Consider the following 21033-nt stretch of genomic DNA (forward strand, 5'->3'; position numbering starts at 1 on the left):
CATGACCAGCATCCACGATTTCCAGGCCGAGGCACTGGACGGCACGCCCGTCGACCTGGCCCGCTACAAGGGCAAGGTACTACTGATCGTCAACACGGCCAGCGCCTGCGGTTTCACGCCCCAATACGAGGGGCTGGAAGCGCTGTACCGCGAGTTTCACGAGCAGGGCCTGGTCGTGCTGGGCTTTCCCTGCAATCAATTCCGCCAGCAGGAACCGGGCTCGAATGCGGAAATCGGCGCCTTTTGCGAAAAGAACTTCGGCGTCACCTTTCCCCTGTTTGCCAAGGTCGACGTGAATGGCCCGCATACGCACCCCCTGTTTGCGCAATTAAAACAGGCGGCGCCCGGCATATTGGGCACGCAGTCGATCAAATGGAATTTCACCAAATTCTTGGTGCGCAAGGATGGCAGCGTATTTCGCCGCTACGCGACGGCCAGCAAACCGGCCAGCCTGGCGGCCGACATTCGGCAATTACTACAGGAATAGCCATTCGATGATTTGATTAAAAACAATAACTACTGAAATCAATCAATCCACATTTATTTCATGCTTGATATCAATATTGTGTTTCCAATAGCAAATTTCGGTGATAATGTTTGCATAATTATTCGCAGATATCGATCAAAAAACGATGCCAGTCTTTGGGAAAATAATATCTTCATGGATGCGGATGGGCATTTATTCCCGCCTCTTTATTCCTATTTTCTTCCTGATACTCGCCGTTTCCGCCGTCCGCTATCACGCCCTGCTCGGTACGGAAACGGCGCTGGCCAATGCGCGCTACCAGAGCGATGCCCGGCAACTCGACCTGTTCCTCGCCAATAGCGTGCTGCCGCTGGCCGTGCACGCGGACGGCCACGCGATGCACGACAGCGTGCGGCAAGTGCTGCGCAGCGCCCTTCCGCTGAACCGCAGCCTCGTTTCCGCCCGCTGGGACACGGCTGGCGAGCATGTCGAGGTGCTGGCCGACAGCAAGCTGGCCGATACGCTGGCCACGGTGCCGGCGTGGTTCGCGCGCCTGGCCGGCATCACGGCCATCCGCAGCCGCCTGACGGTGGCGCTGCCGGATGGCGGCGACGGCACCCTCGACCTGCACTACACGCCCGGCCTGCCCCTGGCGCAGGTGTGGCAGCGGGTGCGCGAGCAGGCCGTCCTCAGCACCATCAATATCGTCCTCGTCTTCCTGCTGCTGGGCTTGATCCTGGCCGCGCACCGCAAGCTGCTGGCGCGCTTCGTGCAGGCGACCGACCGCTTCCGCGATGGCAACTTCGCCGTGCGCCTGGCGGCCGGCGCCACGCCCGAGGCGCAAGCCGTGTCGCAGTCGTTCAACGGCATGGCCGGCGATATCGAAGAACTGCTGACCTCGCTCAAGACCAGCCAGCGCCAGCTGGGCGAACAGTTGAACGAAACCGTGCACATGCAGCAGGCGCTGCAAAAGCTGTCGTGGCAAAACTACAATGACGTGCTGACGGGGTTACCCAACCGTGCCGCGCTGGCCGCCCGCTTCGAACAGGAACTGTTCCTCGCGCGCGAACGCCAGCGCCTGCTGGCCGTCTGCCTGTTCGACCTCGACCACTTCCAGGCCATCAACGACCGCTACGGCGCCGAGGCGGGCGATGAAATCCTCAAGCAGGTGGCGGGCCGCCTGCACGGCTTTACGGGCCAGGTCCACTACGCGGCGCGCCTGGGCGGCGATGAATTCGTCCTGCTGCTGTGCGGCCAGGCCAGCATCGCCAGCATCGAACAGAATGTCACGCAGCTGATGGCTGAGCTGGGCCGCCCCTACCAGTGCGACCAGCAGGCGCTGCACATGACGGCCAGCGCCGGTATCGCCGTCTACGCGGGCAAGGACCTGAATACGGAAAGCCTGCTGCGCCACGCCGACCACGCCGTCTACCAGGCGAAGCTGACGGGGCGCAACCAGTACCATTTCTTCGACACCAACCTCGACGAGGAAGTGCGCACCCACCACAACCAGCGCACGGAAGTGCGCCAGGCCCTGATCAACGGCGAACTGCGGCTGTACTACCAGCCCAAGGTGAATATGCGCGCCGGCACGGTGGTGGGCATGGAAGCGCTGCTGCGCTGGCAGCATCCGCGCCGCGGCGTGCTGGCGCCCGCGCAATTCCTGCCGCTGGTGGAGCAGACGGATTTGATCATCGATATCGGCGAATGGGTGCTGCGCCAGGCCCTGTGGCAGATGCAGCGCTGGGTGGCCTGCGGCAAGCACTGGGTGGTCAGCGTGAACATCGCCGCGCGCCACTTCCAGCAACCGGACTTCGTCTCGCGCCTGGAAACCATCCTCGGCGAATTTCCCGGCGTGCGCGCCAGCATGCTGGAACTGGAAATCCTCGAATCGTCGGCCCTGCACGACATTGAGGACGTGCGCCGCATCATCCGCGCCTGCCAGGCGCTGGGCATCACCTTCGCACTCGACGATTTCGGCACCGGCTACTCGTCGATGTCATATTTAAAACGCCTGCCGGCGAATATCGTCAAGATCGACCAGAGCTTCGTGCGCAATATGCTCAACGACCGCGACGACCTGCACCTGGTGCGCGCCGTCATCGGCCTGGCCCGTTCCTTCAGCCTGACGGTGATCGCCGAAGGCGTGGAAAGCGTCGAGCATGGCGCGCGCCTGATCCAGCTCGGTTGCGACTTGGCGCAAGGCTACGGCATCGCCCGCCCCATGCCGGCCGACGCCGTGCTGGAGTGGGCGAACAATTTCATCCCCGCCCCGCAGTGGCGCATCGCGCAGTTCAGCGAGGTACCTATTTAGACGTCAGGGCCGAGTCGATCAGCTCGATCCAGTGCCGCACGGGCGTCTGCGTGCCCGACTGCAAATGGCTCAGGCAACCGATATTGGCCGACACGATCATCTCCGGCTCGCACGCTTCCAGGTTGGCCACCTTGTTGTCGCGCAGCTGCTGCGACAGGGCCGGCTGCAGGATCGAATACGTGCCTGCCGAACCGCAGCACAGATGGCTGTCCGCGCACAGGCGCACGTCGACGCCGACGGCGCGCAGCACCTGCTCCACCTTGCCGCGCACCTGCTGGCCATGCTGCAGGGTGCAGGGCGGGTGGTACGCCACCCGTGTGCCGATGCGTCCTTGCAGCAGCGCCACCAGCTCGTTTTCAAAGGCCGGCATGATCTCGGACAAATCGCGCGTCAGTTCCGCGATGCGCCGCGCCTTCTGCGCATACTGCGCATCGTGCGCCAGCAGATGGCCGTATTCCTTCACCGTGGCGCCGCAGCCGGAGGCCGTCATGACGATGGCTTCGGCGCTGTCGACGTACGGCCACCAGGCGTCGATATTGCGGCGCATGTCGTCCAGCGCCGCTTCCTGGTCGTTCAGGTGATGGCGCAGCGCGCCGCAGCAGCCCGCCTTCGGCGCGACGATCAGCTGCACCCCCAGTGCGTCGAGCACGCGCGCCGTGGCCGCGTTGATGTTCGGCGACATGGCCGGCTGCACGCAGCCATCGAGCAGCAGCATGCTGCGCGCATGCCGGCGCGCCGGCCATGCGCCGGCGGCGGCGCCCGGGCGCAATTTGTCCTGCAAGCCTTTCGACAGCAGCGGCCGCAGCGCCTGCCCCGCCTTGTACACGGGCGTAAACAGCCAGCGGCGCGGCAAGGCTTCCTTCAGGGCGAAGCGCAGCGCGCGTTCGCGCAGGGGCGCTGCACGCGCTGCTCGACGACGTTGCGGCCGATGTCGACCAGGCGCCCGTACTGCACGCCCGAGGGACAGGTCGATTCGCAGTTGCGGCAGGTCAGACAGCGGTCCAGGTGCGTCTGCGTCTTGGCCGTGACGGGCGCGCCCTCCAATACCTGCTTGATCAGGTAGATGCGTCCGCGCGGGCCATCGAGTTCGTCGCCCAGCAGCTGGTAGGTGGGACAGGTGGCCGTGCAAAAGCCGCAATGCACGCAGGCGCGCAGGATGGCTTCGGCTTCGTCGCCTGCCGGCGTATTCTTGATGAAATCGGCGAGATTGGTTTGCATGCGCTCAAGTCATTCTGTGCGGGTTGAAGATGCCGGCCGGGTCGAAAGCCTGCCGCAGACGCTGGTGGATTTTTTCAACGGCCGGCGCCAGCGGATGGAATACGCCTACGGCCTTGTCGCCGCCGCGGAACAGCGTGGCGTGACCGCCAGCGGCAGCCACGGCCTGGCGAATGTCCTGCGCCCCGGCCGCATCGGCATCGGCGTCGAGCTTGAGCCAGCGCTGCGCCCCGCCCCACTCGATCAGCTGGCGCCCCTTGACGATCACGGCGCTGGCGTGCGGCGGCAGCGACAGCCGCCACAGGCTGCCCGCGCCCGCAAAGAAGGCGTGCGTTTGCTCGCGCACGGACAGCCAGAAGGCCGCCGCGTCTTCGGGCGCCAGCAGCTCGCCGCCCAGCGCGTGCAGCGCCGCCGAGACGGCCGCCTCGGCGCCGGACAGGCGCACGCTCAAGACGCCATCGTGCCAGCAGCTGGCCGATATCGGCAGCGGTTGACCGGCCCATTCATTGAGCATGCGCAAGGCGGCGATTTCCGCGCACGCCACGCGCAAGGTCGCTTCGCGCAGCGGCAAGGGCAGCACCTTCAGCGACACTTCCAGGATCAGGCCCAGGGTGCCCAGGGACCCCGCCAGCAGGCGCGAGACATCGTAGCCGGCCACGTTCTTCATCACCTGCCCGCCAAAGGCCAGGCGTTCGCCGTGGCCATCCATCAGCACGGCGCCCAGCACGAAGTCCCGCAAGGCGCCCGCGCTGGCCCGGCGCGGGCCGGACAGGGCGCTGGCGACGACGCCGCCCAGCGTGGCACCGGGGCCGAAATGGGGCGGCTCGAAGGCCAGCATCTGGTTGCGCGCGGCCAGCGCCGCCTCGATCTCGGCAAGCGGCGTGCCGCAGCGGGCCGTGATCACCAGTTCCGTCGGTTCATAGTCGATGATGCCCGCATACGCGCGCGTATCGAGCACCTCGCCTTCGAGCTGCTGGCCATACCAGTCTTTCGTGCCGGCGCCGCGCAGGCGCAAAGGCTTGCCCGCCGCGCCGGCCGCCAGGATCTGCTGCCTGAATTGTTCCACGATTGCTTGCAAAGGAGTCTCCGGCGGTTAAAAACGGGGCAGGTTGGCGAACGGCAGGCGCCCCGCCGTCACGTGCATCTTGCCGAATTCGGCGCAGCGGTTCAAGGTGGGAATCGCCTTGTCCGGGTTCAGCAAGGTGTGGGGATCGAAGGCGCGCTTGACGGCAAAGAAGGCATCGAGTTCGGCGCGCGTAAACTGCACGCACATGGAATTGATCTTTTCCATGCCCACGCCATGTTCGCCCGTGATGGTGCCGCCCACGGCCACGCACAGGGCCAGGATATCGGCGCCAAACGCTTCGGCGCGTTCGAATTCGCCGGGCATGTTGGCGTCGAACAGGATCAGCGGGTGCAAGTTGCCGTCGCCCGCGTGGAACACGTTGGCGCAGCGCAAGCCATGCGTCGTTTCCATGGCGGCGATGCCCGTCAGCACTTCCGCCAGGCGCTTGCGGGGAATGGTGCCGTCCATGCAGTAGTAGTCGGGCGAGATGCGCCCGGCGGCGGGAAACGCGTTCTTGCGGCCGGACCAGAACTTCATGCGCTCCGCTTCCGACTGCGACACGGCAATCGCGCTGGCGCCCGCCCCTTCCAGCACGGCCGTCATGCGCGCGATTTCCTCTTCCACTTCCTCGTGCGTGCCGTCCGCCTCGCACAGCAGGATGGCCGCCGCGTCCGTGTCGTAGCCGGCCTTGACGAACGGTTCGACCATGCGCGAGGACGTCTGGTCCATCATTTCCAGCCCGGCCGGGATGATGCCGGCGGCAATCACGTTGGCCACCGCATTGCCGCCCGTGACGACATCGTCAAAGGACGCCATGATGACACGCGCCGTGGCCGGTTTCGGCACCAGTTTGACCGTCACTTCCGTGACGATGCCCAGCATGCCTTCGGAGCCGATGAAGACGGCCAGCAGATCGAGGCCGGGCGAGTCCAGGCATTCGCCGCCCAGTTCCAGCACGTCGCCATCGATGGTCACGACGCGCACGCGCAGCACATTGTGCACGGTCAAGCCGTATTTGAGGCAATGCACGCCGCCCGAGTTTTCCGCCACGTTGCCGCCGATGCTGCAGGCGATCTGCGACGACGGGTCGGGCGCGTAATACAGCGCGTGGGGCGCGGCCGCTTCGGAAATGGCCAGGTTGCGCACGCCCGGCTGCACCACGGCCGTGCGCGCATACGCATCGAGGCGCACGATGCGGTTCAGGCGCGCCGTCGACAGCACCACGCCGTCGGCGATGGGCAAGGCGCCGCCCGACAGGCCCGTGCCGGCGCCGCGCGGCACGATCGGCACCTTCAACTCGCGGCAGACGCCGAGGATGGCGATCACCTGTTCCTCCGTGTCCGGCAAGGTCACCACCATCGGCAGCTGGCGGTAGGCGGCCAGGCCGTCGCATTCATACGGGCGCGTGTCTTCCGCGTCGGACAGCACGCAGCGGGCCGGCAGCACGGCCAGCAGGGCCGCGACGACGGCTTGCTGGCGCGCGGCGGTCAATCCGGGTTCAGGGGCGGCATTGTGCATAAGATGGGAGGCAAATGGGCATGGGCGTGCAACGATTGTAAGCACAAAAGTGGCGCGCACCGCATTTTTTGTCCATTTCGAAGCCAAATCCGCGGCCAGTCGGCGCACAGTGTCGTATGCTGCCCCCATTCTTCTTTGACAGGATCAGCATCATGGGCAACCGACTTTCGAAAATCGCCACGCGCACGGGCGACAATGGCAGCACCGGCCTGGGCGACGGCAGCCGTACCAGCAAGGACAGCGCCCGCATCCACGCCATGGGCGACGTGGACGAACTCAATTCCAACATCGGCCTGCTGCTGTGCGAAGCCATGCCCGACGCCTTGCGCGAGGAGCTGGTGGCCATCCAGCACGACCTGTTCGACCTGGGCGGAGAAATCTGCATCCCCGGCTATCAGTTGATCAAGGAAGAGCACGTGCTGCGCCTCGACGTGCTATTGGCGAAATACAATGCGGACTTGCCCGCCCTCTCCGAATTCATCCTGCCGGCCGGCTCGCGCGCCGCCTCGCTGGCGCACGTGTGCCGCACCGTGTGCCGGCGCGCCGAGCGCAGCATCGTCGCGCTGGCGAATGCGGAACCCCTGCACGAACATCCGCGCCAGTACGTGAACCGATTGTCGGACCTGCTGTTCGTGCTGTCGCGCGTGCTGAACCGCTTTGCCGGCGGCAGCGACGTGCTGTGGCGGCACGACCGCACGCGCGGGTAAGTAAGAACGGCGATGCTGCTTGACAGGCATCGCCGTGTTGTATCCAGCTGACAGGCGCTTGCTAGCCGCAGGCCTGCAGACAGGCCTTATTGACACGCACGCAGTCAGGCACCTTGAACTCCATGACGCAGGCATCGAGCGCCATATAGCACTCGGACTGGCATTCCGAAATGTCGGCGGTACTGCTGGCCATGGCATACGAGGCGCTGACACCCATGGCAAACAAAAAGAAACCCAGCTTTTTAAACATAAGCACTCCTGTTGAATTGACAAACGATGACGGACAACCATGGCGCGCCGTCTCTTACACGCCATCCTGCAATCAGATTTTCTTCAGCGCCGCTTCCAGCGCGCCCGCATTGAAACCCTGGATCTTGCGGTTGCCGATCAACACCACGGGCACGCCGCCGCCGCCGAGTTCCGCATGGGCTTTTTTCGCCTCCGGTGATTTCTCGATATCGAGATCGACGAATTCGATCTTGTTCTCCTTGAAATATGCGCGCGTCTTGGCGCAATAACCGCACCAGTCCGTACCGTACAGCACCACTTTTGCCTGGGCATTCGGGAAATACGCGGTGTAATTACCCTCCGTGTAATTCGACTTGAGCAAGCCGGGCAACAAGGACAGGCCATAACCGCTGCCCAGGCCGGCGGCCAGGATCAAGCCATACATGGCGATGGTTTTAATTTTCTTTTGCATCATGAAGCCACCTCGACGTCGTTACTTCCAAACCGGGGCGATTGTCTCCCCCGGTCCACCCGGTTTTCTTCATTCACGCTGCATTCGGCCTTGCATGTATTGCTGGAATGGCCAGAAGATTGACGTAAAAAAGGAAATGCCACCTGCAGTACGATGCTTATTACTTTATCGAATTTACATCCTGCAAAATCGAATATAGACCGCACTTATTTTAGAGTCAACGTTTCCTTTCGATAAATTTCCAGTTTGAAAAATATATCGGCAAAGCCCATGCAATGTGGAATTTGGAGAGATTGGCAGGCGCGAAACGTCTATACAATAACAGCGCCGCAAGCAGGAGAGGCCGGTTGCGGGCGCAGCCGGCCGAGCGGCTACAGTCAGGCCGGCACAGGCAAGCTCGCGGGCCGCGCCTGCACATGTTCGCGCAATAATCCCCGCAGCAGCTGCACCTGGGCCACCGCGTCGGCTTGCAGGGCCGTCAAGCCCTCTGCAGCGCAAGGGCCAGGCGCGCCGGCATCGGCTTCGCCGCGCAGCAGCGCATCGATTTCCCTGCTGACTTCAGCGATCCAGCGTTGCAATTCGGGCGCCGCCGGCTCGGCCTGCGGACTCAGACTGATGCGCGCCGTGCTGCCCGCCACGCGGCGCAGCAGCGGCAAGGTGCGCAGCGCCGCCAGGCCCACGCCGCTGCTGCGGTCCAGGCGGCGCTCGATGCGCAGGCGCTGCAGCACCTGTTCCGCGTTATTGCTGGCCAGCCCCGCCTCGCGGCGCAGGCGCGCGATGGCGCTATCCCATTTACCGCCGGCCGCCAGCACGGCCAGCAGGTATTTCAGGTTGGCCGACACGGCCTTCGCCAGGCGCTGGTCCAGGTCGTCCGCTTCGCGGTCGGGCCACAGGAAGAACGTGGCCAGCAAGGCCAGCACGCAACCGAGCACATTGTTGCCCAGGCGGCTAGCCGCATACACCATCTCGCTGGCGGGCGCCGCATAGTCGGCCACCAGCACGAAGGCGGGCGTCATGAACAGCACGTGCAGGCTGTAGCTGACGCGGCGCAAGGCCATCGTGGCGACGATCAACGGAAACACCACCAGCGAAATCGCCAGCGGGGTGTGCACGGCCAGGCCGATCAGCACGGCCAGCAAGGCGCCCAGCACGCTGCCCGCCACGCGTTCGATGCCGCGCGGCCAGGTGGTCGACACGGACGGCTGCAATATCAACAAGGTGGCCATGGTGGCCCAGTAGCCGAACGGAATGTGCAAGGCTTCGACCAGCAAAAAGCCGGCCGTCGTCGCCAGCGACACGCGCGCCGCATGGCGCCAGCTCAGCGACTGCGGCGTGGCGTTGACTTTCGCCGTCTGCCACGCCTGCCCCAGCGCCAGGAAAGCCGCCTCGCGCCACGGCAGCTGCGCCGCGCGCGGCAAGCCCAGCTCCATGAAGTCGACATTCAGGCGCAGCGGCAGCAAGGCGCCCAGCGCCGCTTCCAGGCGCCGTCCGCAGCCCGCCAGGCGGCGCTGCAATTCCAGGGCGGCGCTTCCGGCTGGCCCTGCACGGCTTGCCCCAGGCGGCGCAGCAGCACGGCCATCACTTCCAGGCTGCGCCGCGCGCGCGGGTCCTGGCGCAGCCGCTGCTGCTCGCGCTCGCACGTATGCGTGACGGCGATCAGATAGGCGAAGATGCGCTCGGCATCGCTGAGCGCCAGCAGCAGGTTGTCGTACAGGGCGCTGCGGCCCGCGCGCGCGGGCGGCACGGCAGCCAGCGCCACGCGCGCCGCTTCCAGCGCGGCGCGCGCCTGCGAACGGTAGCTGGCGCCATGCGCGGCCGCGTCCGGCAACGCCGGGCCCTGTTCCAGGAAGCGCGCATTGTCGCGCGCGATGCCGGCCAGGCGCGAATACGCGGCGCGGATGGCGCGCCGGGCGGGGCTGAACGGATGGATGCGCCAGACCGTAAAACTGAGCACGGTGGCGAACAAGCAGCCGAACATGTACAGCCCCAGAAACGGCGCCGTCTGCGTCATCGATGCCAATGGGTGCGTGACCATCACCACGCAGGCCGTGGCCGCCAGGATGGCCACTTGCGCCGTGGCCGCGCCCCAGATGCGCGCCAGCGCGCCGGCCCAGGAAAACAGCAGCACGGCGATGGCGGCCGTCGCCAGGCCATGGCCGGCCGCCAGCGCCGTCAGGCCGCCGGCCACCGTCGACAGCAAGCCGAAGCCCACCATCGAGACAAAACGCATGCGCCGCGTGCCGGCTGCGTCGGCCAGGCACGTCCAGAAGGCGCCGATGGCGGCCCAGGAAAATCGGGGTGGTCGAACAGCAAGCCCAGCAGCAGCATGGCGCTCGAGGCGCAGGCGGCCCGCAAGCCCTCGGACAGGTTCGTTTCGTCGATGGCCAGGCTGACCATCCACAGGGGACGGCGCTGCGCCAGCTTGTCGGTGTAGGCGTGCATGCCCGTCAGCCAGCGGCTTGCCAGCATGCGGGAACGGCGGTGGAGTTTCCTGAAATGCAAGATCGGCTTTGAAAGGGTATCAAAGCGTCATCGTAGCATTCCCGGACGAGAAATGTTGCAGTGCAGCGTAAAAACCCCGCAGGCGCAAAAAAGCGGCACCGCAGTGCCGCTTTTCCGTCTGCGCGTCAGCTTAGCTGACGACAGCCAGGCGCGGCTGGGAGCCGCCAAAACGCTGCTCGATCGACGCGGCGATGCCGCTGGCGTCCAGGCCCACGCTTTTCAGCAGCTGCACGGGGTCGCCATGGTCGATGAAGGTGTCGGGCAAGCCCAGCATCAAAATCGGCTTGACGATCCCTTCCGCCGCCAGTGCTTCGGCCACGGCCGAACCGGCGCCGCCCATGATGCAGCCCTCTTCCACCGTCACCAGGTAGTCGTGGTCGAGAGCAAGCTGTTTCACCAGTGCCACGTCGAGCGGCTTGACAAAACGCATGTTGGCCACCGTCGCGTCGAGCTTGTCACCGGCCGCCACGCTCGGCGCCACCATGGAACCGAAGGCCAGGATGGCGATGCGCTTGCCGTGGCGCTTGATCTCGCCCTTGCCGATCTCGATGCTGGTCAGTTCCGGCACGATGGCCGCGCCCGCACCGGCGCCGCGCGGATAGCGGATGGCGGCCGGGCCCGGGTAGTGGTAACCCGTCGTCAGCATCTGGCGGCATTCGTTTTCGTCCGACGCGGCCATGACGACCATGTTCGGGATGCAGCGCAGGAACGCCATGTCGTAGTTGCCCGCGTGCGTGGCGCCGTCGGCGCCCACCAGTCCGGCGCGGTCCAGTGCGAACGTCACGTCCAGGTTTTGCAGGGCCACGTCGTGGATCAACTGGTCGTAGGCGCGCTGCAGGAACGTGGAATAGATGGCCACGACGGGTTTCAAGCCTTCGCAGGCCAGGCCCGCGCCGAAGGTCACGGAATGCTGCTCGGCGATGCCGACGTCAAAGTAGCGGGTCGGGAATTGCTGTTCGAACTTGACCATGCCCGAGCCTTCGCGCATGGCCGGCGTGATGCCCACCAGGCGCTTGTCGTGCGCCGCCATGTCGCACAGCCAGTTGCCGAACACTTCCGTGTACGTCATCTTGGCCGGCGCCGTGGCCGGCTTGATGCCTTCCGCCGGATTGAACTTGCCCGTGCCGTGGTACAAAATCGGCTCCGCCTCGGCCAGCTTGTAGCCCTGCCCCTTCTTGGTCACCACATGCAGGAATTGCGGACCCTTCAATTGCTTGATATTTTGCAAGGTCGGGATCAGCGAATCGAGGTCGTGGCCGTCGATGGGGCCGATATAATTGAAACCGAATTCCTCGAACATGGTGGCAGGCACGACCATGCCCTTGGCGTGCTCTTCGAAGCGCTTCGCCAATTCCAGCACGGGGCCGGGCAAGACGGATTTGCCAACATTCTTGGCTGCCGCATAGAACTGGCCCGACATCAGGCGCGCCAGGTGGCGGTTCAGCGCGCCCACGGGCGGCGAGATCGACATGTCGTTGTCGTTCAGGATCACCAGCAGGTTGACGTCTTCCTGCACGCCCGCATTGTTCATCGCCTCGAAAGCCATGCCGGCCGTCATCGAGCCGTCGCCGATCACGGCGATCGCGTGCAGCGGGTCGCCCTTGATCTTGGCGGCCTGCGCCATGCCCAGCGCGGCCGAAATGGACGTCGACGAATGGGCCGTGCCAAACGTGTCGTATTCGCTCTCGTCGCGCTTGGGGAAGCCGGAAATGCCGTCCTTCTGGCGCAAGGTGTGCATGCGCTCGCGGCGGCCCGTCAGAATCTTGTGCGAATAGGTCTGGTGGCCCACGTCCCAGACGATGCGGTCGTGCGGCGTGTTGAACACGTAGTGCAGCGCGACGGTCAGCTCGACCGTGCCCAGGTTGGACGACAGATGGCCGCCCGTCTTGGAAACGGAGTCGAGCAGGAAGCTGCGCAATTCCTGCGCCAGCGGCACCAGTTGCGAGCGGGCCAGCTTGCGCACTTGCGCTGGTTCATTGATGGTTTCTAACAGTTTCATTTATGCCTTCCGCTGCACGACCAGGTCCGCCAGCTCGCGCAGACGGCGTGCCTTGTCCCCGAATGGCGCCAGCGCCGCATGGGCGTCGCACCGCAATTGTTCTGCCAGGGCCCGCGATGGTTCCAGCCCCAGTATCGATACGTAAGTGGGCTTGTTGGCGGCCGCATCCTTGCCCGCCGTCTTGCCCAGGGTGGCCGAATCGGCCGTCGCGTCGAGCACGTCGTCGACCACCTGGAACGCCAGGCCGACGGCGCGCGCATAGGCGTTCAGCGCCGTCATGTCGTCGGCCGTCAAGTCCTTGCCCGCCAGCGCGCCCAGGATCACGGCCGCGCGCAGCAAGGCGCCCGTCTTGAGTTGATGCATCTGTTCCAGCTGCGGCAAGGTCAAGGCCAGACCGACGCTGTCGAGGTCGATCGCCTGGCCGCCGCACATGCCGCTTGACCCGGAAGCGTGCGCCAGCAGCTTGATCATCGCCATCTGCCGCGCCGGCGGAATGGCCGCGCCATCGGCCAGCAGCATGAACGCCTGCGATTGCAGCGCGTCGCCGACCAGCAGGGCCGTCGCCTCATCGTAGGCGATGTGCACGGTTGGCTTGCCACGGCGCAAGGCATCGTCATCCATGCACGGCATGTCGTCATGCACGAGCGAATACACATGAATCATTTCCAGCGCGCAAGCGGCGCGCGCGAGCGTGTCTTGATCGGCGTCAAACAGTTCGCCGGCCGCCATCACCAGCAGCGGACGCACGCGCTTGCCGCCGCCCAGCAGCGCATAGCGCATGGCCGCGTGCAGCTTGTGGGGCACGACGTCTGCCGCCGGCAGGAATTGGTCGAGCCGGCCTTCCACGCCGGACTGGGTCGCTTGCATCCAGTCGCCGAAGGTGACGCCGTCTTGTTGCACATTGGCCATCATTGGGCGGCCTCGCCGGCATCCACGAACGGTTTCAACATGTCGCCTTCCAATACTTTCACCTGCGCTTCGACACTGTCGAGCTGGGTAGCGCAATACTTGACCAGTTCCGAGCCGCGCTGGTAGGCCGCGACCGATGCTTCCAGCGGCAACTGGCCCGCTTCCATTTGCGTTACCAGCTGCGCCAGTTCCGCCATCGCCTCTTCAAACGAGGCCGGCGCTGCGGCAGCGGCAGTTAATTTCTTCGACATAGACTCAGATCTCTTCGTGGCACGAGGGGCTTGTAGGGAGACGCCGGGGACTCCCGGCCAGCATAGAAGCGTTATTTTAGAACAAACCACACTATTAAGTGAAAACTAAAGCGCAATCGGCGCGCTCAAAGTCAATAGCGTTGCCAGCTTGTCAGCGGATTTTAGCCGAATCGCCCCTCGCTACCGGAAATTGCGCGCCAAATGACAATGTTTCTCATTAATAGCGTATTTACCGGGCAGGTTTGATAATGCCGAGGCCGATACGCGCTATAATCGCCGGTTCTGTCCGAAATACCGTTTCAACAAATTTGAATTCAGGTCTTTGCGGATTCTTTCTCTCTGTAGCGGTTGCCCAGGGAATGGCCTGGGGCACTGCTGACCGTTGTACATTTATGGGGGTTGGGATGTCCGATCTGGCTACTCACGCCAAGCTGGCGCGCTCAAACGCGCAACTTCCGGTCCACGTCTATTTTGACGAAACGCTGTTGCAGCGTGAAATGCAGCAATTGTTCCAAGCCGGCCCGCGCTATGTCGGGCATGCGCTGATGGTGCCGGAAACCGGCGATTTTGCGACCCTGGCGTCTGAGAACGAAGGGCGCATGCTCGTGCGCAACGCCAATGGCATCGACGTGCTGTCCAACGTGTGCCGCCACCGGCAGGCGCTGATGTTCAATGGCCGCGGCAATGCGAACCACATCGTCTGCCCGCTGCACCGCTGGACCTATGACCTCAAGGGTGAATTGATCGGCGCGCCGCACTTCCCCGAGACGCCGTGCCTGAACCTGTCGAAAACGCCGCTGCAAAGCTGGAATGGCTTGCTGTTCGAGCAAAACGGCTACAACGTGATGGAAAAATTGAAAGATTTGTCCGTCTCGAAAGACCTCGATTTTTCCGGCTATATGTTCGACCACGTGGAAATCCACGAGTGCGACTACAACTGGAAGACCTTCATCGAAGTCTACCTCGAGGATTATCACGTGGAACCGTTCCACCCGGGACTGGGCAGCTTCGTCAGCTGCGACGACCTGCGCTGGGAATTCGGCAAGGATTACAGCGTGCAGACAGTGGGCGTGCACCGCGGCCTGCAGCAGGCCGGCTCGCCTGCCTACAAGAAATGGCAGGAGCAGGTGCTGCAATTCCGCGGCGGCGAAGCGCCGCCGTATGGCGCCATCTGGCTGACCCTGTATCCGAACATCATGGTCGAATGGTATCCGCACGTGCTGGTCGTCTCGACCCTGTGGCCCGACGGCCCGCAAAAGACGCGCAACGTGGTAGAGTTCTATTACCCGGAAGAAATCGTGCTGTTCGAGCGCGACTTCGTCGAAGCGGAACGGGCTGCCTACATGGAAACCTGTGTCGAGGACGATGAAATCGCCCAGCGCATGGATGCGGGCCGCAAGGTCCTGATGCAGCGCGGCGTGAACGAAGTGGGCCCTTACCAATCGCCCATGGAAGACGGCATGCAGCACTTCCACGAGTGGTACCGCAGCAATATCGAACTGTAATTTCCTCAAGGGGCCGCATTGCGCGGCCTTTTTCATTTTCATCGTCAGGATTACTCATGCAGTCACTTTGGATGCTGTTTGCCAGCTTTATGTTCGCCATCATGGGCGTGTGCGTGAAACTGGCCTCGGATCTGTATTCGACGTCCGAAATCGTCATGTACCGCGGCATCATCGGCATGATCGTCATGAGCTGCACGATTCTGTACCAGGGCGGCAGCTTTAAAACCACGATGCCGGGCCAGCATCTGTGGCGCGGCGTGGTGGGCGTGATCGCCCTGTGGCTGTGGTTTTATGCCATCGCCATCCTGCCGCTGGCCACGGCCATGACGCTCAATTACATGGCGCCCATCTGGATCGCCGTGATTTTACTCGCCGGCGGCTGGTGGAAAGGCATGCAACAGGTCGAGTGGCCGCTGGTGGCGGCCATTGCCATGAGCTTTGTCGGCGTGACCCTGCTGCTGCAACCGGTGTTCGAGACGGATCAGCTGGCCGGCGCCATCACGGCCTTGATTTCCGGCATGCTGTCGGCCCTCGCCTACTTGCAAGTGCGCAAACTGGGCTTGCTGGGCGAACCCGAATACCGGGTCGTGTTTTATTTCTCGGTCGTCAATTTCCTGGCCGGCGTGATCGGCCACGTGGCCAGCGCCGGCGGTGGCCCCGTCGTCTGGCACATGCACACGAGCGCCTACGGCATCGGCTTGCTGGCCGCCATCGGCCTGTGCGCCACGATGGCGCAGATGGCCATGACGCGCTCCTATCGCCTGGGCAAGACCCTCGTGGTTGCCAATTTGCAATACACAGGCATCGTCTTTTCCAGCTTCTGGGGCGTGGTGATCTTTGGCGACCTGTTCGACTGGCACGGCTGGACGGGCATCGCCATCATTCTCGCTTCCGGCATCGCGGCAACCTATTACAATACCCGCAACACGGCCCGTGGCGCGGCCATCGCGCGCACGGATCCCATCGCCAGCGAAGTGTAAAGGAGCGTTCCTGATGTACACCACCTTGATCCAGGCCAGCGAACTGGCCAGCCACCTGAATGACAGCAACTGGGTCATCCTCGATTGCCGCCACGACTTGCTCAACCCGACAGCGGGCAGCGACGCGTTTGCCGCCGGCCACATCCAGAACGCGCAATTCGCCGATATCGACACGGCCCTGTCCGGCCCCAAGACGGCGCGCGGCCCGGACTTTACGGGACGGCATCCCTTGCCGGATCGCAATGCCCTGCTGGCCACCCTGCGCGGCTGGGGCATCGATGACGACACGCAAGTGGTGGCGTACGATGGCCAGGGCGGCATGTTCGCCGCCCGTTTGTGGTGGCTGCTGCGCTGGCTCGGTCATCCGAATGTGGCCGTGCTCGACGGCGGCCTGGCCGCCTGGCAGGCACAGGGCTTGCCGCTGGTCACGCCCGTGGCGCCCCGCCCTGTCGGCAAGCTGACGGAAAAAGCCAGCCTGACGCGCACGGTCAGCGTGCAGGACGTCGTCGCCAACCTGGAAACCCAGGCCTTGACCGTCATCGACGCGCGCGCGCCCGACCGCTACCGGGGCGAAAACGAAACCATCGACCCCGTGGGCGGCCATATCCCGGGCGCGAAAAGCCGTTTCTTCAAGGATAACCTGCAGGCGGACGGCCGCTTCAAATCCGCTAAAGAACTGGAGCAGGAATTCGCGGGCCTAATCAGCACGGCTGAATCTACTATCCTGCAATGCGGCTCCGGCGTGACGGCGTGCCACAACCTGCTGGCCCTGGAAGTGGCGGGCTTACCTGGCGCGGCCCTGTATCCGGGTTCGTGGAGCGAATGGTGCGCGGATCCGGCGCGGCCGGTGGCGACGGGTAACTAAAAAAGCGGACCTCGGTCCGCTTTTTCATGCCCGGTGGATAACTACGACGTTATCCCCAGCGATTGATTCAGCTGCGCCAATTCCGCCTGCCACGCCTGCTGGCTGGCCGGCTTCTGGTGCCGCGGTTTCCTCGCCAGGTCTTCCGCCAGCAATTGCTCCAGTTCGCACAAGCGTTCCAGCTGCAGGTCGATGTCCGTCAGTACCGCAGACGCATTCTCCACGCGTACCACTGGCGCCGACGCCTGTCCATCCTCGGCACTCAACCGCGCATACGCGCTGGCAGCATCCGGCCACTCTTCCAGCCGGCCATCGGCCACTACCCAAAAACGGTTGCACGCCGTTTCGATCAGGTCGCGGTCGTGCGACACCAGCAGACAACCGCCTGCAAAGCCGCGCAAGGCTTGCCCCAGTTCCGCCTTGCCCTGCATGTCCAGGTGGTTGCTGGGTTCATCGAGCAACAATAAATGGTAGCTGGCCAGCGACAGCCCCAGGAACAGCAGCCGCGCCCGCTCGCCGCCGCTCAGGGTCGCCACCGTCTGGCCATGGCGCGCATACGGGAAACCGGCTGAAATCAAGGCCTGCCTGCGCGCCACCTGGCTGCGCGCAGCCTCGTTCTGCACGGCAAACGGGTACAGGGCGTCGGACAAATCGGCCGTATCGGCCAGTTGCCTGAGCGACTGGTCGTAATAGCCGATGTTGGCCGCGTGGTGGTAGCGCAAGTCGCTGCGTTCCTGCTGTGCCTGGATCGCCTGCCAGCACAGGCGCAGCAAGGACGACTTGCCGCTGCCGTTGGCGCCCAGCAAGGCGACCCTGTCGCCCGGTTTCAGCCACAGCTGGCCGACCTGGAACAGCACGGGAGAAGCGGGCACGGCGCGCACGTCGAGTCCGTCGAGCGCCAGCAGCTGGTCGGCCGCCAGCGCCTTGCCGCGCAAACTCAGGCGCCACGGTGCGCCATCGCTGACGAACGACTGCTCGTCCTTCAATTTGTCGATGCGCCGCTGCATGGTCTTGGCCTTGCGCGCCAGGTCTTCATTGTCATAGGTGCGGCCCCACAACGCCAGGCGGGCGCTGCTGGCGGACAGGCGGTCGATTTCCTTCTGTTCGGCCGCATGCCGGGCGGCGGCGGCCACGTCCGCCTCGGCCAGCGCCGCCAGCGCGGGGCCGCACGGCAAGTCGAAGTCGTACAGGCGGCTATCGCGCAAGATCCAGCTGCGCGTGGCCACGTTGTCCAGCAGGCGCTGGTCGTGCGAGACGAGGATGAAGGCGCCGCGCCAGCGCAGCAGGAATTGCTCCAGCCACAGCAGCGACGGCAAATCCAGGTGATTGCTCGGTTCGTCCAGCAGCAGCACGTTTGGCTCCTGCAGCAGGGCGCGCCCCAGCAGCAGCCGCGTGTGCTGGCCGCCGGACAAGGAATGCACGGGCACTTGCGCCGTCTCGTGCTCGAAGCCCAGCTCGGCCAGCAGGCTGTCAACGCGCCAATGCAGCTCGGGCTGCTCCAGCACGGGCGCCAGCAAGGCGTCGTACAGGCTCAGGCTGGCAAGTTCCGGCGGCAAGTGCTGCTCCACGTGCTGCAAGCGGCAGGCACGGGCATAGTGGATGGTGCCGGCAGTGGCTTCCCGCGTGCCGCTGAGCAAGCCCAGCAAGGTGGATTTGCCGCAGCCATTGTGGCCAATCAGGCCGATGCGGTCGCCCTGGCGCAAGGTAAAGGCGAGTTCGTTGAAGAGGAAACCGTCGTGGGTATCCAGTTGTAAAGCTTGTGTCGAGATCAGGGTAGTCATGGCTCTTGTCTTTGTTCGGGATGCAAGCATCCGCGTTAACAGGAGCGCTAACGACAACGGAGTACCAGGAAAGGACTCGTGTAGGAGGGTGACTTTGCTCTGGCCAGGTTATCGCAGCGCGATAGAACGTGGGCAAGAGCTGGCAAATGCGCTTAAAGAGCGTGCGCGCCACAAGGCGAGCAACAAGTTTTCTTCCATTATATTTTCCTCCTTTCTGTGCAAGTTAGTCAAAAAGGCAATATAACATAGCTGGCACTGCGCCGACAGTGCCGGGCATCAACCGCCGTGTTTGTGCCGCGTCAAAAACAGCACGATGCACACGCCCAGCGCGATCAGGAGCACTTGCGGGATGGTTTCGCGCAGGGTGGCGCGGCGCTGCATCTGCGGCATCAGGTCCGACAGGGCAATATAAATGAAGCCGGACGAGGCGAACACGAGCACGTACGGGATCAGATTGCTGGCGCGGTCCAGGGTGAAATAGCCGAGCAAGCCGCCGGCCACCGCCATCAGGCTGCACAGCAGATTGAAGATGTAGGCGCGCAAACGCGAGAAGCCGGCGTTGAGCAGCACGATGAAGTCGCCGATTTCCTGCGGGATTTCATGCGCGATGATGGCCAGGCCCGTGACCAGGCCCAGCTTCGGGTCGGCCAGGAAGGCGGCGGCGATCAAAATGCCGTCCGTAAAGTTGTGCATGCCGTCGCCGACCAGGATCATCCAGCCGGCCTTGCCCGCCTCGTGCTTGTCGTGGCCGTGCGCGTGATGGTGGCCATCGCCTTCGTGGTGGTGCGAATGGCGCAGGATGGCAAATTTTTCCAGCATGAAAAAGGCCAGCAAGCCCGCCAGCAGGGTGGCGAACAGGCTGCGCGGGTCCGCCTGCGACTCGAACGCTTCGGGCAAGGCGTGCAGCAAGGACGTCGACAGCATGATGCCGACGGACAAGCTGACCATGCGTTCGACCACCTTGGACAGGAATGCAAACGAAAAGATCGCCGCCGCGGTAATGCTCAACACGCCCGCGATCGTGGTCGCGAGCAAAATGGATATAAGGACGGGATCGATGATTTTCTTACCTCAAAATGGCGCCGGGTCATGGGCGCCCGCTATGCTGGCGTCTGGCCTGATGACTATTGCTTATTATTTACATTTGCGCGTCTGGCGGCAGCGTAGCGCGATGAAGATGCAATTGTACTGCATTTACACGAACCGGGCATTTTACAGCCCGGTGTGCTTCTCGCGGCAACTTCTGGAAAATGCAGGTATTTTCTGTTGCGGTATTACGCCACGCCGTGGCTTTTGAACCAGGCCAGGCAGCGCGCATAGCCGTCTTTCGCATCGGCCGCCACATAGCTGGGGCGGTAATCGGCGTTGAAGGCGTGCCCCGCATCGGGATACACGACAAACTCGGACTTGTTGCCGCCCTTGGCCAGCGCGTCTTTCATCTTGCCGATCGATTCCTGCGTGATGCCCGTATCCTTGCCGCCATACAAGCCCAGCACGGGCACTTTCAAGGTGGCGGCGATGTCGATGGGGTTGCTCGGTTGCAAGGCAGTCGCTTCGCCCACGAGGCGGCCATACCAGGCCACGCCCGCCTTGACGGCCGGATTGTGCGCCGCGTACAGCCACGTGATGCGGCCGCCCCAGCAAAAGCCCGTGATGCCCAGGCGGCTCGTGTCGCCGCCATTCTGTTTTGCCCACGCAACAACCGCATCGAGGTCCGCCATCACTTGCGCATCCGGCGTCTTGGCGATGATGCCTTTCATCAATTCCGGGATGCTGGCCACCTTGGTCGGATCGCCCTGGCGCACGAACAGGTCGGGCGCCAGCGCCAGGTAGCCCTGCTTGGCGAAGCGGCGCGCCATGTCGGCAATGTGCTCGTGCACGCCAAAGATTTCCGAAATGACCAATACCACGGGCAAGCCCGTCTTGCCTTCCGGCTGGGCCGCATACACGGGCACGGCCTGGCCATCGACCATCACCGACATGGTGCCAGTGACGAGCCCGGCGGAATCCGTCTTGATGACGTTTTGCGCCGCCACGGGCAGCACGGCCACGGCAAAGCCCGCGCCCAGCGCCACCTTCAGGAAACCACGCCGGCCATCCGGCCCGGACACGCTGCTCTGGCCCAGCAAACTTTCACAATCGGTGATCATGTCGCTCATGCGCTTCTCCTGAAGGGGTGTTGACAATCAATGTCGGCTTACGCTGCGCTAAGCCGACCTACGGTCATTGCTGAATTAAACATGTAGGTCGGCTTAGCG

The 21033-nt window shown here is 63.9% G+C and carries 20 protein-coding genes and 1 pseudogene; 7 read left to right on the plus strand and 14 right to left on the minus strand.

Going from position 1 to position 21033, the window contains the following annotated elements; translation table 11 throughout:
- Position 1: 1 nt before the first annotated feature.
- Together ACRHIG_RS30085 and ACRHIG_RS30090 are read left to right on the plus strand one after the other, a co-directional pair.
- Complete coding sequence (locus ACRHIG_RS30085; protein WP_489628878.1) at positions 2 to 487, plus strand: glutathione peroxidase; 486 nt, start codon at positions 2 to 4, stop codon at positions 485 to 487.
- Between the two features lie 184 nt (positions 488 to 671).
- On the plus strand, positions 672 to 2780 hold the full coding sequence (locus ACRHIG_RS30090; RefSeq protein WP_489628879.1) for a putative bifunctional diguanylate cyclase/phosphodiesterase: 2109 nt from the start codon (positions 672 to 674) through the stop codon (positions 2778 to 2780).
- Here ACRHIG_RS30090 and glcF read toward each other — a convergent pair.
- The 3 genes and pseudogenes from glcF to ACRHIG_RS30105 all read right to left on the minus strand — a co-directional run bounded on the left by glcF (position 2773) and on the right by ACRHIG_RS30105 (position 6579).
- Positions 2773 to 3998: pseudogene (glcF, locus tag ACRHIG_RS30095) on the minus strand (glycolate oxidase subunit GlcF). The gene ACRHIG_RS30090 and the pseudogene glcF sit on opposite strands and share 8 nt — an antisense overlap.
- 4 nt (positions 3999 to 4002) lie before the next feature.
- Complete coding sequence (gene glcE, locus ACRHIG_RS30100; protein WP_489628880.1) at positions 4003 to 5073, minus strand: glycolate oxidase subunit GlcE; 1071 nt, start codon at positions 5071 to 5073, stop codon at positions 4003 to 4005.
- Between the two features lie 15 nt (positions 5074 to 5088).
- Positions 5089 to 6579: an FAD-linked oxidase C-terminal domain-containing protein gene (locus ACRHIG_RS30105; RefSeq protein ID WP_489628881.1), complete on the minus strand. Its 1491-nt coding sequence runs from the start codon at positions 6577 to 6579 to the stop codon at positions 5089 to 5091.
- A 152-nt stretch (positions 6580 to 6731) separates the two neighbouring features.
- Between ACRHIG_RS30105 and ACRHIG_RS30110 the strand changes: the two genes are divergently transcribed.
- Positions 6732 to 7286 carry a cob(I)yrinic acid a,c-diamide adenosyltransferase gene (locus tag ACRHIG_RS30110; protein ID WP_489628882.1) on the plus strand — a complete coding sequence of 185 codons (555 nt, stop codon included), beginning with the start codon at positions 6732 to 6734 and terminating at the stop codon, positions 7284 to 7286.
- A 61-nt stretch (positions 7287 to 7347) separates the two neighbouring features.
- Here the strand turns inward: ACRHIG_RS30110 and ACRHIG_RS30115 are convergent, their stop codons facing one another.
- The 8 genes from ACRHIG_RS30115 to ACRHIG_RS30150 form a co-directional block, all read right to left on the minus strand.
- Positions 7348 to 7536: a hypothetical protein gene (locus tag ACRHIG_RS30115; protein WP_475414655.1), complete on the minus strand. Its 189-nt coding sequence runs from the start codon at positions 7534 to 7536 to the stop codon at positions 7348 to 7350.
- 72 nt (positions 7537 to 7608) lie between these two features.
- Positions 7609 to 7989, minus strand: a complete 381-nt coding sequence (locus ACRHIG_RS30120) for a glutaredoxin family protein (protein ID WP_489628883.1) — start codon at positions 7987 to 7989, stop codon at positions 7609 to 7611.
- Between the two features lie 374 nt (positions 7990 to 8363).
- Positions 8364 to 9500, minus strand: coding sequence for an FUSC family protein (locus tag ACRHIG_RS30125; RefSeq protein ID WP_489628884.1), 1137 nt, complete (start codon positions 9498 to 9500; stop codon positions 8364 to 8366).
- Positions 9428 to 10216 carry a hypothetical protein gene (locus ACRHIG_RS30130; protein ID WP_489628885.1) on the minus strand — a complete coding sequence of 263 codons (789 nt, stop codon included), beginning with the start codon at positions 10214 to 10216 and terminating at the stop codon, positions 9428 to 9430. Before ACRHIG_RS30130 ends, ACRHIG_RS30125 begins: the two co-directional genes overlap by 73 nt.
- Positions 10159 to 10455, minus strand: coding sequence for a hypothetical protein (locus ACRHIG_RS30135; RefSeq protein ID WP_489628886.1), 297 nt, complete (start codon positions 10453 to 10455; stop codon positions 10159 to 10161). The genes ACRHIG_RS30130 and ACRHIG_RS30135 overlap by 58 nt, the downstream gene beginning before the upstream one ends.
- A 163-nt stretch (positions 10456 to 10618) precedes the next feature.
- Positions 10619 to 12487 (minus strand): 1-deoxy-D-xylulose-5-phosphate synthase, encoded by a 1869-nt coding sequence (gene dxs / locus ACRHIG_RS30140; protein ID WP_489628887.1) that lies wholly within the window; start codon positions 12485 to 12487, stop codon positions 10619 to 10621.
- Complete coding sequence (locus ACRHIG_RS30145) at positions 12488 to 13399, minus strand: polyprenyl synthetase family protein (protein WP_489628888.1); 912 nt, start codon at positions 13397 to 13399, stop codon at positions 12488 to 12490.
- Positions 13396 to 13647, minus strand: coding sequence for an exodeoxyribonuclease VII small subunit (locus ACRHIG_RS30150; protein WP_046683420.1), 252 nt, complete (start codon positions 13645 to 13647; stop codon positions 13396 to 13398). Before ACRHIG_RS30150 ends, ACRHIG_RS30145 begins: the two co-directional genes overlap by 4 nt.
- Positions 13648 to 14051: 404 nt before the next feature.
- Here ACRHIG_RS30150 and ACRHIG_RS30155 point away from each other — a divergent pair, with 404 nt between their 5' ends.
- Genes ACRHIG_RS30155 through ACRHIG_RS30165 form a run of 3 tightly spaced genes read left to right on the plus strand, consistent with a single transcriptional unit; the run spans position 14052 to position 16997 of the window.
- Positions 14052 to 15152 carry an aromatic ring-hydroxylating oxygenase subunit alpha gene (locus ACRHIG_RS30155; RefSeq protein ID WP_489628889.1) on the plus strand — a complete coding sequence of 367 codons (1101 nt, stop codon included), beginning with the start codon at positions 14052 to 14054 and terminating at the stop codon, positions 15150 to 15152.
- A 56-nt stretch (positions 15153 to 15208) separates the two neighbouring features.
- On the plus strand, positions 15209 to 16132 hold the full coding sequence (locus tag ACRHIG_RS30160; protein ID WP_489628890.1) for a DMT family transporter: 924 nt from the start codon (positions 15209 to 15211) through the stop codon (positions 16130 to 16132).
- A 13-nt stretch (positions 16133 to 16145) separates the two neighbouring features.
- Positions 16146 to 16997, plus strand: coding sequence for a sulfurtransferase (locus ACRHIG_RS30165; RefSeq protein ID WP_489628891.1), 852 nt, complete (start codon positions 16146 to 16148; stop codon positions 16995 to 16997).
- 41 nt (positions 16998 to 17038) lie between these two features.
- Here ACRHIG_RS30165 and ACRHIG_RS30170 read toward each other — a convergent pair whose 3' ends face one another.
- Together ACRHIG_RS30170 and ACRHIG_RS30175 are read right to left on the minus strand one after the other, a co-directional pair.
- Positions 17039 to 18775, minus strand: a complete 1737-nt coding sequence (locus tag ACRHIG_RS30170; RefSeq protein WP_489628892.1) for an ABC-F family ATP-binding cassette domain-containing protein — start codon at positions 18773 to 18775, stop codon at positions 17039 to 17041.
- A 276-nt stretch (positions 18776 to 19051) separates the two neighbouring features.
- Positions 19052 to 19810, minus strand: coding sequence for a ZIP family metal transporter (locus tag ACRHIG_RS30175; RefSeq protein WP_131688328.1), 759 nt, complete (start codon positions 19808 to 19810; stop codon positions 19052 to 19054).
- Between ACRHIG_RS30175 and ACRHIG_RS30180 the strand changes: the two genes are divergently transcribed.
- On the plus strand, positions 19722 to 20072 hold the full coding sequence (locus tag ACRHIG_RS30180; protein WP_489630918.1) for a hypothetical protein: 351 nt from the start codon (positions 19722 to 19724) through the stop codon (positions 20070 to 20072). The genes ACRHIG_RS30175 and ACRHIG_RS30180 overlap by 89 nt on opposite strands.
- On the opposite strand, the gene ACRHIG_RS30185 is transcribed toward ACRHIG_RS30180, so the two are convergent.
- Positions 20050 to 20934, minus strand: a complete 885-nt coding sequence (locus ACRHIG_RS30185; RefSeq protein ID WP_489628893.1) for a dienelactone hydrolase family protein — start codon at positions 20932 to 20934, stop codon at positions 20050 to 20052. The two genes, ACRHIG_RS30180 and ACRHIG_RS30185, sit on opposite strands and share 23 nt — an antisense overlap.
- Between the last annotated feature and the right edge of the window lie 99 nt (positions 20935 to 21033).

Source organism: Janthinobacterium sp. C22 (assembly GCF_057919405.1).